Here is a 13,010-nt window from a genome sequence, read left to right on the forward strand (position 1 = left end):
ATTTTTGATTCGGAAATAAGGAGCCTTAAATCACTGAACACCTATTTGCAAAAGCTGGTGGAAAACCGGCTTTGGCTAAAGGTTATCATTGCCCTGTTTTTGGGTGTGGGATTTGGCCTGTTGTTGAGTCCACAAAATGGATGGGTAGGCAAAGAAACGGCAGATGTGCTGGGTAACTGGCTGGCCTTGCCGGGCATACTTTTCCTCAAGCTGGTGCAGATGATTATGATACCGCTGATAGTGGCTTCCATCATCACCGGCATTGCCAGCAACGACAAGGAAAACCTGAAAAAATTGGGGGGCGGTGTTCTGCTATATTTTGTGGGTACTACCACCATTTCGGTGACCATAGGCACGGTACTGGCCACACTTTTTAAATCGGGAAACTACCTGCACGAGCAAGCTGCTGCCGAACACGCAGAACAACTGGCCGGGACTGCCGGAAGTGGGGCTGAGCTTTCTTTTGGGTTTAACAGCATACCTGGGACCATATCCAACCTGTTGCCCGAAAACCCGCTGGCCGCCATGGTAAGTGGCGAGATGCTGAGCATCGTAATATTCACCATCATTATAGGAGTCGCGGTACTGGCCCTGCCCGAAAACTTGCTGCGCCCGGTAAAACTACTGCTCAGTGCCATACAGGAGATATGTATGACCGTGGTGAAATGGGCTATGAAGCTGGTGCCCCTGGCCGTGTTCGGCCTTATGGCACAGCTCACCTCCAGCGTGGGGCTGAGTTCGCTGGCGGGGTTGGGCTACTATGTATTGGTAGTGCTTGGCGGGCTTGCCATTCTTGTGGCCGTTTATCTGCTTTTCGTAGCGGTATTGGGAAAAAGCAATCCTTTTCATTTCCTGCGAAAAATCAGGGATGTGCAGTTGCTCGCTTTTTCCACCACCAGTTCGGCAGCGGTAATGCCCTTATCGCTAAAAACAGCCGAGGAAGACCTGAAGGTGGACAAATCCATCAGCAACTTTATTATCCCCATCGGGGCTACGGTAAACATGGACGGCACTGCACTCTATCAAACGGTCACCACGCTCTTCATTGCCCAGGCCTACGGTTTGGAGATGAGCCTTTTAAATATTGTGGTGGTTGTGATCACCATTGTGGCCGCATCCATAGGTACACCCGCTATTCCGGGAGGTGGTGTGGTCATTCTCGCTTCGGTGCTCAGTAGTGCAGGCATTCCTGCCGAAGGCATCATCATCATTATTGGTGTGGAAAGGCTGTTGGGGATGTTCCGTACCGCAGTAAACGTAACCGGAGACCTGACCGCCTGTATGGTTTTCGACCGGTTTTATGGCAAAAACCACAGAAATTATATCAAAAAACTCTAACCTTAAAAAAGCAATAATATGAACACACTGAAGTCAATTTTAACGATTGCCTCCTTTGCCACGCTGGCCCTTCTTAGTGCCTGCAATGGCAACCCGCAAAATGAACATGGCGATCACGACCATGAACACCATGAAGATATGCAAGAAGCCGAAGGGGCAAATGACCACTCCATGATGGAGGAGTACCACGGTGAAATGGAACGGGAGCAAGATATGCACCGCCAGCACGAATCCATCCGCGACAATTTTGCGCACCAGGACATTATTATTCTGAATAACCCCTACACGGCTTCTGATGCCGTTAATGAGGAGTTAAAAGACGTAGTAAAGGCCTACCTCCAAATGAAAAATGCCCTGGTAAAAGACAATGCAGCCACAGCGGATAAGGCTGCAGCGAAAATGGCCTCAGCGGTGGAGGCCGTGGATGGTTCAACCCTGAGGGGAGAAGGCAAAGATGCCTGGGAACAACACGCCTCACTTTACACCCAAAAGCTGGGTGAGATGCAGCACGTAACAAGCCTGGAAGAAAAGCGCTCGTACTTCTCTCACATTTCTGAGATCGTTTACTGTACCGTAAAGAGTTTTGGCCTGAAGGACGATATGGAGCTATACGCCACCTACTGCCCCATGGCCTTTGACAACAAAGGTGCTTACTGGATTGCAGAAACCAGGGAAATCAAAAATCCTTATATGGGTACTAAAATGAAGAATTGCGGAGAGATCAAAGAAGAACTATAGTGAATAAGAAAGTACATCAAAACAGGTCAGAGATTCAGGTAAAGAAATATTCTGGTGAAATCGCTCCTTTTGAGCAAGATAAGCTAATAAGCTCTCTTCAACGATCAGGTGCTAAAGCCGATGTAATCGAGCAGGTGGTCCAGGAAGTTGAAAAAATGCTTTACAATGGTATTTCCACCAAAGAGATTTATAAAAAAGCTTTCTCTTTATTGAAGAAAAAGGCGCGACCGATAGCCGCCCGTTACAATCTCAAAAAAGCCCTATTTGAATTTGGACCTACGGGATTTCCTTTTGAATCCTTTATAGCTGAATTACTTCATGCAAAGGGATTTCAAGCCAAAACTGATCAGCTGGTCCAGGGTAATTGTGTACAGCACGAAGTGGATGTTGTTGCCGAAAAGGACAATAAACACTTTATGGTGGAATGTAAATTTCACAGCGATCGGGGCAGGTTTTGCGATGTAAAAATACCGCTGTATATCCAATCTCGGTTTAAGGATGTTGAAAAAGTCTGGCGTAACAAGAAGGGGCATCAAAACAAATTTCACCAGGGCTGGGTAGCTACCAATACGCGCTTCACTTCGGATGCCATCCAATATGGTAAATGCATTGGTCTGCACCTTATAAGTTGGGATTATCCCCAAAATGAAAGCCTTAAGAACTGGATTGATGAAACTCATACTCACCCGGTAACGGCTCTTACCACTATATCAAGAAAAGAAAAACAGGCACTGCTGGATTCAGGAATTATTCTGTGCCGACAACTGTGTACAGAAAAGAAAGGTCTTGAAGTATTGAATTTATCAGATAGCCGCCAGCGCAAAGTAATGGAGGAGGCCAGGGGAATTTGTGAATATCATTCTTAAAAAATAAAAGGTTAATGAAAACAATAAACGTTCATTTTCTTGGTGCAGCCGGTACCGTTACCGGTTCAAAGTATCTGGTAGAAACTTCCAAGAAGAAAATTCTCATTGACTGTGGACTCTTTCAGGGAGTAAAAAACCTACGTCAGCTCAATTGGGACTACCTTCCAATAGAAGCCAGCACTATTGATATTGTAATCCTTACCCACGGCCATATGGATCACACAGGATTTTTACCGAGATTAATGAAAATGGGCTACCGGGAGCCGGTGTATGGCACCGGGCCCACGCTTGAAATTGCAGAAGTGATTTTGCGCGACAGTGCCAAAATTCAGGAGGAACGGGCAGAACAAGTCAATCAGGAAGGCTATTCCAGGCATAAGCCGGCAGAACCTCTATATGACACGGAAGATGTGGAAAAAACTTTGCCGCTTTTCCGACACCAGCCTCTGGACAAGTGGATGAATTTGGGCGAAAACATTCGTTATCGCCACCGCTACAACGGTCACATTCTCGGTTCTACCTTTATAGAACTGGAAATTGAGGGGAAACTGCTGGTCTTTTCTGGTGATATTGGCCGGAATGAGGACCCTTTACTATATCCACCTCAAAAACCTGAAAAAGCAGATATCCTCTTCATTGAATCCACTTATGGCAATCGAACACACCTTCATGAGGACATCATGGAGCGCCTGAAAACACATATTCTTGAGACTATAGAACACAATGGAATTCTGCTCATTCCAAGCTTTGCCGTGGAGCGTTCACAGCTGCTGATGTACTTCCTCTGGCAGTTAAAGAAAGATCAGTTGATTCCTGATATACCGGTTTACCTGGACAGCCCCATGGGGGCCAATGTGCTAAAAATCCTTCATCACAGTAGCAAATGGCATAAACTCAACCCTGCAGATTGTGAAGCAATGTGTAAAAATATTAAGGTAACCTCCTCTTACAAGGATACGCTGGACATTTTACGCGATTCACAACCAAAAGTAGTGATTGCCGGCAGCGGTATGGTGAATGGAGGTCGTATTCTCAACTATTTGGCGCAATACAGCTACAAGGAATCTACTACAATTTTACTAGCCGGTTACCAGGCAGAAGGCACCAACGGGCGCCACCTGATGGAAGGCACGGAAGAACTGAAAATTTACGGCAAATATTATCGCGTAAAAGCCAAGGTTGATGCACTTCATGGCCTGTCCGCCCATGCAGATCAGAATGAGCTTTTGGATTGGTTAAATGAGATCCAGAATACCCCTCAAAAGATTTTCATCACTCATGGAGAACCTCATCCCGCAGATGCCCTGCGGGTTAAGATAAAAGATACTTATGGCTGGGATGCCGAGGTGCCAAAGCTCTATGACATTATACCATTAGAATTATGAATGAGCTTAACCGAGAATTAAAACTAAGACCACTCGGAATCGATACCCGCAACGAGCATACTGTATATATGCGCAGGGACTGCCCGGTATGTGTTTCCGAAGGTTTTGAAGCACTCACACGGATTTTGGTAAGCCATGGATCCCGCAGCATAGTGGCTTCGCTAAATGTACTGGACAATGAAAACCTGCTAAGCCATGAAGAAGCAAGCCTTACGGAAAAAGCGATAGCTGCCCTAAGGGTGAAGCCTGGAGATTTGCTTACATTTTCGCACCTACCGCCCATAAATTCCATGAGTGCAGTACGGTCTAAGGTATACGGCCACCGCCTCAAAGAAGAACAAATACGCGAAATTGTAGATGACCTGGCGGTTGGCAATTATTCCAATGTTGAGATTGCAGCTTTTGTAACAGCTTGCGCGGGTAAGCGTCTGGACATTGATGAAATCATTCACTTGACCCAGTCCATGGTAGATGCAGGGCAAAGGTTACATTGGCCAGCAACTCAGGTATACGACAAGCACTGCATTGGTGGCCTTCCAGGAAATCGTACCACACCAATTGTAATAGCCATTACCGCAGCTGCCGGTCTCACTATTCCAAAGACATCCTCAAGGGCCATTACCTCTCCGGCAGGAACCGCTGACACTATGGAAGTCTTTACCAATGTAAATCTCTCATTGGATCAAATGACGGAAGTAGTAAAACAAGAAAATGGCTGCCTGGCTTGGGGAGGTTCCATGCAGCTCAGCCCGGCTGATGATATTTTGATTCGTGTGGAAAAAGCACTCGATATTGATAGTGAAGGCCAAATGATCGCTTCGGTCCTTTCAAAGAAAGTAGCAGCCGGAAGCACGCACGTAGTAATTGATATCCCTGTGGGTACCACCGCCAAAGTTCGCACGTCTGAAGATGCTGAGGAGCTTTCCCGCAGGATGACCATGGTGGCCGAAGCCATTGGTTTAAAATTGAGGATTGTAGTCACCGATGGCTCCCAACCAGTGGGCCGGGGTATTGGCCCTGCCCTGGAGGCCAGAGATGTGCTTGCCGTGTTGCGCAACGACCCTTCAGCACCTGAAGATTTAAGAAATCGCGCCCTCGTGCTAGCAGGTGAATTACTTGAGCTATCCGGAATAGCGAGATCTGGTAATGGAAATAAAAAAGCCAGACAAATCCTTGACACTGGTCAGGCATTCAAGAAATTTAAAGCCATCTGCGAGGCACAAGGTAGGTTTGATAAGCCCAGGCTGGCAAAATATCAATATAAAATAAAAGCTGAACAGTCTGGCACAGTGATGAGGATAGATAACAGGAAACTGGCCAAAGTAGCCAAGTTAGCAGGTGCCCCGAATGATAAATTATCGGGAGTTGACTTTTTAACCCCGGTAGGCACACCAGTAGTAAAAGGGGGAACACTGTATGTTATACATGCAGAATCTAAGGGTGAATTGAATTATGCTCTGGAATATAATAATTCCCAAAAAGACATTTTAACCATTCAGTAAACAATGAAAGAAACAGCAACCATACTATTTTCACTTCCCGGCAATGAGGATCTTACCGAAAAACTCAGCCGGTTATTAAATGCTGAAGTGGGCGAGACCTCCATCCGTCAATTTCCCGATGGTGAAACCTACGTACGTATCTTATCAGAAGTAAAGGATAAGTGCGTGGTGTTGGTAAGTACACTGCACCAGCCGGATGAAAAACTCCTTCCCCTCTATTTTTTAAGCAAAACAGCTAAGAGCTTAGGCGCAAAATGTACTTGTTTGGTAGCACCCTACCTCGCCTACATGAGACAGGACAAGGTCTTCAAGCCTGGCGAAGGTGTTACTTCTCAGTACTTCGGGCAACTGATTTCTGGATTTGCTGATAGCCTGGTAACTGTCGATCCGCACTTACACCGCAGAAGTTCCCTTTCTGAGGTGTACAGTATCCCTTCGGAAGTTGTTCATGCAGCTCATTCAATTTCAAGGTGGATTAAAGAAAATATTGAAAACCCCGTACTAGTGGGTCCTGACAGCGAAAGCGAACAATGGGTATCGCAAGTAGCAGAAGATGCCGGGGCACCCTTTATGGTGCTGGAAAAAACCCGCCACGGAGATCGCGATGTGGAAGTTTCAGTGCCCGAGGTAGAAGCATATAAAAGCCACACTCCTGTATTAGTGGACGATATCATCAGCACTGCCCGTACGATGATTGAAACCGTAGAGCATCTAAAAAAGGCCGGGATGAAGCCGCCCGTTTGCATTGGGGTACACGCGGTATTCGCAGGTAACGCTTATGAAGAGTTGAAAAAGGTTGGGGCCAAAGTGGTCACCTGCAACACCATTCCGCACGAAAGCAACCGGATAGATTTGAGCAGCCAGTTGGCGGCAAGAATATTAGCAACTATGTAGCATGATTAAAACTTTGTTTTATATATCAACACTATTAGTGACCTGCATGGCGCACGGGCAGGACATGCTCATTGAACAGATTGCAGGCAAAGAGATAACCAGGAGTGCTTATAATAAAGAAAAGGAGCTTATCTCCAGGCAGGTCTTTAAGGTAGGGCCAATGCAGGACAATGATAATCGGCTGCGAGTAGAGCTGCAGATGAATCTGTATGATGGAGATGGCAATCTTTCCAAAAGCTACACCACACTGTATGTCTGCGAACCGGGTAAATCGGATGTGTTACTCAGTGTTTTTCCTTTTGCCCGTAAAGCCGATGCGGAATATGTGATAGATGCTTCGTCCCCGGGGTTCAAACGGCTTTATGATTTTGAGCCGGATGATAAAATACTGGAAGACCTCAGCCTTGAAATGTCTATAGAGTCTGGCCTGTTAGGCTTTTTCGGCTCCAAAAATATCATGTCGATAACTGAGCGTAAGCTGAGCCAAAATAAAAACGGTTTTACGCTAAAATCCAATATCACTATTAAAGCCTACCTCTGGGGGATGAAAGTAAAAACCATTCGATACAAAGTAACCGAAAAACTCGACCCCAATAAACAACTGCTGAACCAGATGTTTATGGCTGAAGACGGTAGTTATTTTTTAATGAACTATTGAAACACAAAAAATATGAATACGCAACACAAAATGAACTACGTGATTACCTGGGTAAGGCCACTATTCCTGCTGATCTTTTTCTTTTCGGCAATAGCCGTTTTTGCTCATGGCGGTGAAGATCATGACAAAATGGACGACAAAGAGCAGCAGGTGGAACAGGTACAGGATAGTCACAACGTCCAAAACGAAGAAAACCACGCGCATACCGCCACTGGTGATAAACCGATAAAAGCGGACTTTGATGATTTTCCCAATCTGCACCCACTTTTAGTGCATTTCCCTATTGTATTGTTACTAATGGCTGCCCTATTGGCTATAGGCAACATCTTCTTTCTTAAAAAAGAGCTGGACTGGGTAGTAACCTTTTTTGCAGGCCTGGGCGCTTTGGGGGCTTATGCAGCGGGCCGCTGGTTTCATCCACATGCACATGATCTTACCGGGCATATGCAGGCTGTGCTCGACCAGCATGATCTCTTTGCCGACTGGACCATTTGGCTGAGTATTTCTGCCTTTGTTTTACAGCTAATCAGTCAGTTTGTCCTCAAACAAAAAAGGTGGGCTGTGATAGTGGTCAGTCTTGTATTGATTGGAGCGGCTTATGCTGTCAGCCAGGCAGGCCATTATGGTTCACAACTGGTGCATATAGAAGGCGTGGGGCCCAAAGGAAATTACCTGGAAACAGAAGAAGGACACAGTCATTAATAAATCTTTCAAATCAATTGCATTCAATCGATAAAATGATGAGAAAACAACATTTACTTGTGATAGCCGTGTTATTGACCCTCGCCAATTCTTTATCGGCCCAGACTGATACCACCGAATATCACTTGACCATAGAGCAGGCAACGGTTAATAAAGCGGGGAAAGATATAGAAGGTATGACTATAAACGGTAGCATACCGGGTCCAACCTTACGATTTACCGAAGGTGATTATGCGGTAATTTATGTGGAAAATAAAATGGATGTTGAGACTTCAGTGCACTGGCACGGACTGTTGCTACCCAATTTTTATGATGGAGTACCATATTTAACTACGCCTCCTATCCTGCCTAGTACCACCTTTAAATATGAGTTTCCTCTGAAACAGGCTGGCACCTATTGGTATCATTCCCACACTTTGCTTCAGGAGCAAAGTGGCGTATATGGTTCTATTATCATTGAGCCTAAAGAAGAAACCCTGGAATACGATCACGATCTGGTGCTGGTGCTCAGCGACTGGACCAATCAGAAACCCATGAACGTACTTCGCAACCTGAAAAGAGGCAATGAGTGGTACGGCATAAAGAAAGGTACTTCGGTACCACTAAGCCGGGTAATTGGCCGGGGCGGTTTTGGTGCACAGCTAAACTTTTGGCGCCAGCGGATGGAAGGAGCAGATATTGCGGACATATACTACAACGCATTTCTTTCCAATGGAGAGCCTGTCCAACATTATGACCAGTTTAAACCGGGTGAAAAAATAAGGTTGCGGATCATCAATGCTGCGGCCTCCTCTCAATTCTGGGTAACCTTTGGAGGTGAAGACCCCTTACTGGTAGCTGCCGATGGCCCCAGGGTGGTACCAGTGCCTCATAACAAAACCTTCATCGCCATTGCAGAAACCTATGACTTTATCCTCACCGTGCCGGATAAAACGCTGGAAATACGGGCTATGGCGCAGGATGGTTCCGGCACTACCTATACCTACATTGGAAAGGGTGATACCCTGAAAGCCCCTGTGATGCCGCGCCCGGACAAAATTGCCATGATGAAGCAAATGGCAAAAATGGAGATGCGCATGGGCGCACCCGCCATGAAATTCAACCCATCAAAGGAAAAACCTTACGAATTGAAGGAAAACTGGGGTATGCAGATGGAGGATATGGACAGCAACATGGACATGGATGAAGGAATGAATAATCATAACCATTCCATGAATGCAGACTCTGCAAAAACCAAAAATGACATGGAGATGAAAAGCGCTGATAGTGGTCAAATGGGCATGTTTACAGAATACAACTACGATTACCTCAAAGCCCTTGATACCACTACCTTTGATGACAGCCGGCCGGTAAAGGAAGTTATGCTAAATCTCACCGGCAATATGTGGCGCTACATCTGGAGTATGAACGGGGTTCCCCTCTCGGAAGCCGATAAGATAAAAATAGAAAAAGGACAAGTGGTGCGGATTACTTTAAACAATCTCACGATGATGCACCACCCCATGCACCTTCATGGGCATTTTTTCAGGGTGATCAATAAAAATGGAGAGCGGTCTCCCTTAAAACACACCGTAAATGTGCCCCCTATGCAAAAGGTGATAATTGAATTTGATGCTAACGAAAGCCACGATTGGTTTTTTCATTGTCATATTCTATACCACCTGGTGGGTGGTATGGCCAGAGTTTACAGCTACGGGACCCCTCGGGATCTGCGAATGAAGAACTACCCTTTAAAAAAATTGGTTCACGAAACTGATAAATATTACACGTGGGGCTTAGTAGATGCTGCTTCTCACATGGCCGGGCTTAACCTGGTTTCATCAAATACGCGCAACCAGTTTAACCTGAACGTGGAATATGGCTGGAACCAGATAGCTGAAGGCGAAGTGAGCTATGAGCGGTATTTGTATGATTATTTCCGGGTATTTGGTGGGATAAACGTAGAAAACGAGAGCAGGTACAGCTTTGATGAGGTGGTGACCACCGGGGTAGTGGGTTTCCGCTTTTTTACCCCCTATATGTTTGACCTGGACGTACGCATCGATAACATGCTGCGACCACAGATTGGTCTTGGTCGTGAATTCCTGTTGTTCCCACGTACAGTAGCTTTTGGTGAAATTGAGTACCAGGCCGATTTTGGCTGGGTGAATGACCTGAGCTATGAGGAGGAACTCATCGGAAATGGACTCTACAAAGAAGAACTGGTATGGAATGCAGGTCTGGAGTTTTTCTTGTCAAGAAACTTTTCACTGATGGCAAGTTATGACAACCGCTTTGGATTTGGTGGAGGCTTGTCCACAAGATTTTAAAAAAAGGGATTAATTTATAAATCAAAACATTTCAAATTATGATGTTCGGATGGATCATTGGAGTGATAGTAATTATTGTGCTGATTGTAGCCTTGGGAAGAGGGAATGTTTTTCAAAACAAGCCTGATAATACAGATAGTAATACTTCTGCATTGGAAACCCTCAAAAAACGCTATGCCAAAGGTGAAATTGACAAAGAGGAGTTTGAGGAAAGAAAAGCTGAACTTGAAAAGTAATACCACACTTTATGAGTGAATACAAAAAGAATAGTTTAAGCTTAACAGGCACGGTTTCATTGGGTACGGGAGTAATGATCGGTGCTGCCATTTTTGCTTTGCTGGGGCAGGTAGCAGAGCTCTCTGGTGCTATGTTTCCCATCATATTTATTGTCGGAGCTGTGATTGTAGCATTTAGCGCCTATTCTTACATAAAAGTTTCGAATGCCTATCCATCCGCTGGTGGGATCGCCATGATACTACAGAAAGCGTATGGCAAAACAACAATCACGGCCGGTTCGGCTTTGTTGATGGCTTTCGCCATGATAATCAACCAAAGCCTGGTGGCTCGAACATTCGGCTCCTACACCATGCAGTTATTTGAGGCAGGAGGCAGAAACTTTTGGGTGCCTGCACTGGGCGTGTTGCTCTTAGTAACAACCTTCCTGATCAATATTGCCGGAAATAAGTTTATCCAAAAATCGGCCCTGGTAATGGCTATTTTAAAAGTGGGGGGCATTGCCATTTTTGCTATTGGCGGTTTATGGGCAGCTGGTTTCTCGTTTGAGGCAGCCATCCCTACTGAATTATCTGGAGAATATACCGTGTCGAGTTATCTTGGTGCATTGGCTCTCGCCATTCTGGCGTATGCCGGCTTTACTACTATTACCAACAGCGGTGAGGAAGTGAAGAACCCGCATAAAAATGTAGGACGAGCCATTATCATCTCCTTGTTGATTTGCGCTATAGTTTATGTGTTTGTTGCCATTGCAGTAGCTGCCAACTTATCTGTTCCCAAAATCATTGAGGCGAAGGATTACTCTCTTGCTGAAGCAGCACGCCCCGCTTTTGGTAAATATGGGCTGTGGTTTACTGTTGGTATCGCTATTCTGGCAACGGTATCCAGTGTTGTTGCCAATGTATTTGCTATCTCACGTATGACTGCCATGTTGACCAAAATGAAGCTCATTCCGCACAAGCATTTCGGTATGCCAGGGAGGATTCAAAAGCACATGCTCGTTTATACCGTTTCGATAGCCATTGTCCTCACTATATTCTTTGACCTTAGCCGGATTGCCTCGCTGGGCGCTGTCTTTTATATAGTGATGGATATGGTGGTGCACTGGGGTGTGTTGAAACATTTGAGAAAAGATGTCAGGGCCAACCCTGCAATTGTAACCTTAGCCCTGGTAATTGATGCAGTAGTACTGGCAGCATTTCTTTGGATTAAAGCCTCCTCTGATATACTGATTGTCTGGCTGTCACTGCTATTAATGGCTTTGATTTTTGCCGGAGAAAAATGGTTTTTGAAAAGAAGAAAAGAATTATCCGATCCTAATGAAAAACACGACCATGCATAAAGAAAATAGAAATTACGATACATTGAGTGAGGCCATTTCCGGCCTGCGCCAGGAAGGCTATACAGAAGACCTCAACTTAAAGCCCCATTGCCTGGAATGTACAACCTCCAAACTTGAGCTGTACCCTGAGGATTTTCAGGTAGATGCCTTCTACCGATTTGAGGGAATGAGCAATCCTGACGACAACAGCATTGTGTACGCTATCAGCGGAAAAGGTGGAATCAAAGGAGTGTTGGTAGATGCCTATGGTGCTTATAGCGAAAGTCTCAGTGAGGCGATGATTCATAAACTCAAAGTCCAGCACTGATGATTGACCTCAACCAAATATCTACCCTACCACCTAAGGACAGTGTTAAATCAGAAGTAAAAGAAAAACTGAAGGTGACCAGGAAAATCCTTTTTGCACTACAGAATAAGTTTTATGCAGATGGGCGCTACAGTATGCTCATTATTCTACAGGGAGTTGATACTTCAGGAAAAGACGGCACAATACGTCATGCATTTAGTAGTATGAATCCACAAGGTGTTCAGGTCAAATCGTTCAAAAAACCTACAGAAGATGAAAAAAGGCATGACTTTTTGTGGCGCATCTATCCTCATTTTCCTGAGAAAGGGATGATCAAGGTGTTCAACCGCTCTTATTATGAAGACATCCTGGTCCCTACTGTAGAGAATAGCCTTTCTGAAGATGTGTTGAAGCACCGTGCCAATCTCATCAATGAACTGGAACATCATCTAAAGGCGAATAATACTTTAATCTTGAAATTTTACCTGCATCTATCCGCTGAAGAGCAAGTAGAGCGCATTGCAGAACGGAAAGCCAAGCCACATAAGCGCTGGAAATACACAAAGGAGGATGAGCTTGTTCCCCAAAAATGGGATGAATACAGAAGAGCCTATCACACTTTAATCAATGCCTGTAGCCACTTGCCCTGGCATATTGTTCCTGCCGACAAGCGCTGGTACCGAAACTGGTTTGTAGCCAATAAATTGCTTGAAACACTTGAACAACTAAATCTTACATATCCACAATCAAAATAAT

Annotated in this window: 13 protein-coding genes; all 13 read left to right on the plus strand. The window is 45.2% G+C overall.

The features are described from left to right. Genes ACO05P_RS04355 through ACO05P_RS04415 form a run of 13 tightly spaced genes read left to right on the plus strand, consistent with a single transcriptional unit; the run spans window position 1 to window position 13,009 of the window. On the plus strand, window positions 1-1,338 hold the full coding sequence (locus ACO05P_RS04355) for a dicarboxylate/amino acid:cation symporter (RefSeq protein WP_421754877.1): 1,338 nt from the start codon (window positions 1-3) through the stop codon (window positions 1,336-1,338). Window positions 1,339-1,356: 18 nt separating this feature from the next. Then, window positions 1,357-2,076, plus strand: coding sequence for a DUF3347 domain-containing protein (locus ACO05P_RS04360; RefSeq protein WP_421753625.1), 720 nt, complete (start codon window positions 1,357-1,359; stop codon window positions 2,074-2,076). Beyond that, the gene (locus ACO05P_RS04365) at window positions 2,076-2,942 is read left to right on the plus strand and encodes a restriction endonuclease (RefSeq protein WP_421753626.1); all 867 of its coding nucleotides are present in this window, start codon (window positions 2,076-2,078) and stop codon (window positions 2,940-2,942) included. The genes ACO05P_RS04360 and ACO05P_RS04365 overlap by 1 nt, the downstream gene beginning before the upstream one ends. A gap of 14 nt (window positions 2,943-2,956) precedes the next feature. Continuing rightward, the gene (locus ACO05P_RS04370; RefSeq protein ID WP_421753627.1) at window positions 2,957-4,327 is read left to right on the plus strand and encodes an MBL fold metallo-hydrolase RNA specificity domain-containing protein; all 1,371 of its coding nucleotides are present in this window, start codon (window positions 2,957-2,959) and stop codon (window positions 4,325-4,327) included. After that, window positions 4,324-5,829, plus strand: coding sequence for a thymidine phosphorylase family protein (locus tag ACO05P_RS04375; RefSeq protein WP_421753628.1), 1,506 nt, complete (start codon window positions 4,324-4,326; stop codon window positions 5,827-5,829). The genes ACO05P_RS04370 and ACO05P_RS04375 overlap by 4 nt, the downstream gene beginning before the upstream one ends. A gap of 3 nt (window positions 5,830-5,832) precedes the next feature. Next, window positions 5,833-6,723, plus strand: coding sequence for a ribose-phosphate pyrophosphokinase (locus ACO05P_RS04380; RefSeq protein ID WP_421753629.1), 891 nt, complete (start codon window positions 5,833-5,835; stop codon window positions 6,721-6,723). Between the two features lies 1 nt (window position 6,724). Next, the gene (locus ACO05P_RS04385) at window positions 6,725-7,381 is read left to right on the plus strand and encodes a hypothetical protein (RefSeq protein ID WP_421753630.1); all 657 of its coding nucleotides are present in this window, start codon (window positions 6,725-6,727) and stop codon (window positions 7,379-7,381) included. Between the two features lie 12 nt (window positions 7,382-7,393). Next, window positions 7,394-8,083 (plus strand): hypothetical protein, encoded by a 690-nt coding sequence (locus ACO05P_RS04390; RefSeq protein ID WP_421753631.1) that lies wholly within the window; start codon window positions 7,394-7,396, stop codon window positions 8,081-8,083. A 35-nt stretch (window positions 8,084-8,118) separates the two neighbouring features. After that, window positions 8,119-10,392 carry a multicopper oxidase domain-containing protein gene (locus tag ACO05P_RS04395; RefSeq protein ID WP_421754878.1) on the plus strand — a complete coding sequence of 758 codons (2,274 nt, stop codon included), beginning with the start codon at window positions 8,119-8,121 and terminating at the stop codon, window positions 10,390-10,392. 38 nt (window positions 10,393-10,430) lie between these two features. Beyond that, complete coding sequence (locus tag ACO05P_RS04400) at window positions 10,431-10,628, plus strand: SHOCT domain-containing protein (protein ID WP_421753633.1); 198 nt, start codon at window positions 10,431-10,433, stop codon at window positions 10,626-10,628. Between the two features lie 11 nt (window positions 10,629-10,639). Then, window positions 10,640-11,968 (plus strand): APC family permease, encoded by a 1,329-nt coding sequence (locus tag ACO05P_RS04405; protein ID WP_421753635.1) that lies wholly within the window; start codon window positions 10,640-10,642, stop codon window positions 11,966-11,968. Continuing rightward, window positions 11,961-12,275 (plus strand): phosphoribosylpyrophosphate synthetase, encoded by a 315-nt coding sequence (locus tag ACO05P_RS04410; protein WP_421753636.1) that lies wholly within the window; start codon window positions 11,961-11,963, stop codon window positions 12,273-12,275. Before ACO05P_RS04405 ends, ACO05P_RS04410 begins: the two co-directional genes overlap by 8 nt. Then, on the plus strand, window positions 12,275-13,009 hold the full coding sequence (locus ACO05P_RS04415) for a PPK2 family polyphosphate kinase (RefSeq protein ID WP_421753638.1): 735 nt from the start codon (window positions 12,275-12,277) through the stop codon (window positions 13,007-13,009). The genes ACO05P_RS04410 and ACO05P_RS04415 overlap by 1 nt, the downstream gene beginning before the upstream one ends. Window position 13,010: the final 1 nt, after the last annotated feature.

The organism is Croceimicrobium sp., from assembly GCF_965228705.1.
Classification (GTDB): Bacteria; Bacteroidota; Bacteroidia; order Flavobacteriales; family Schleiferiaceae; genus Croceimicrobium.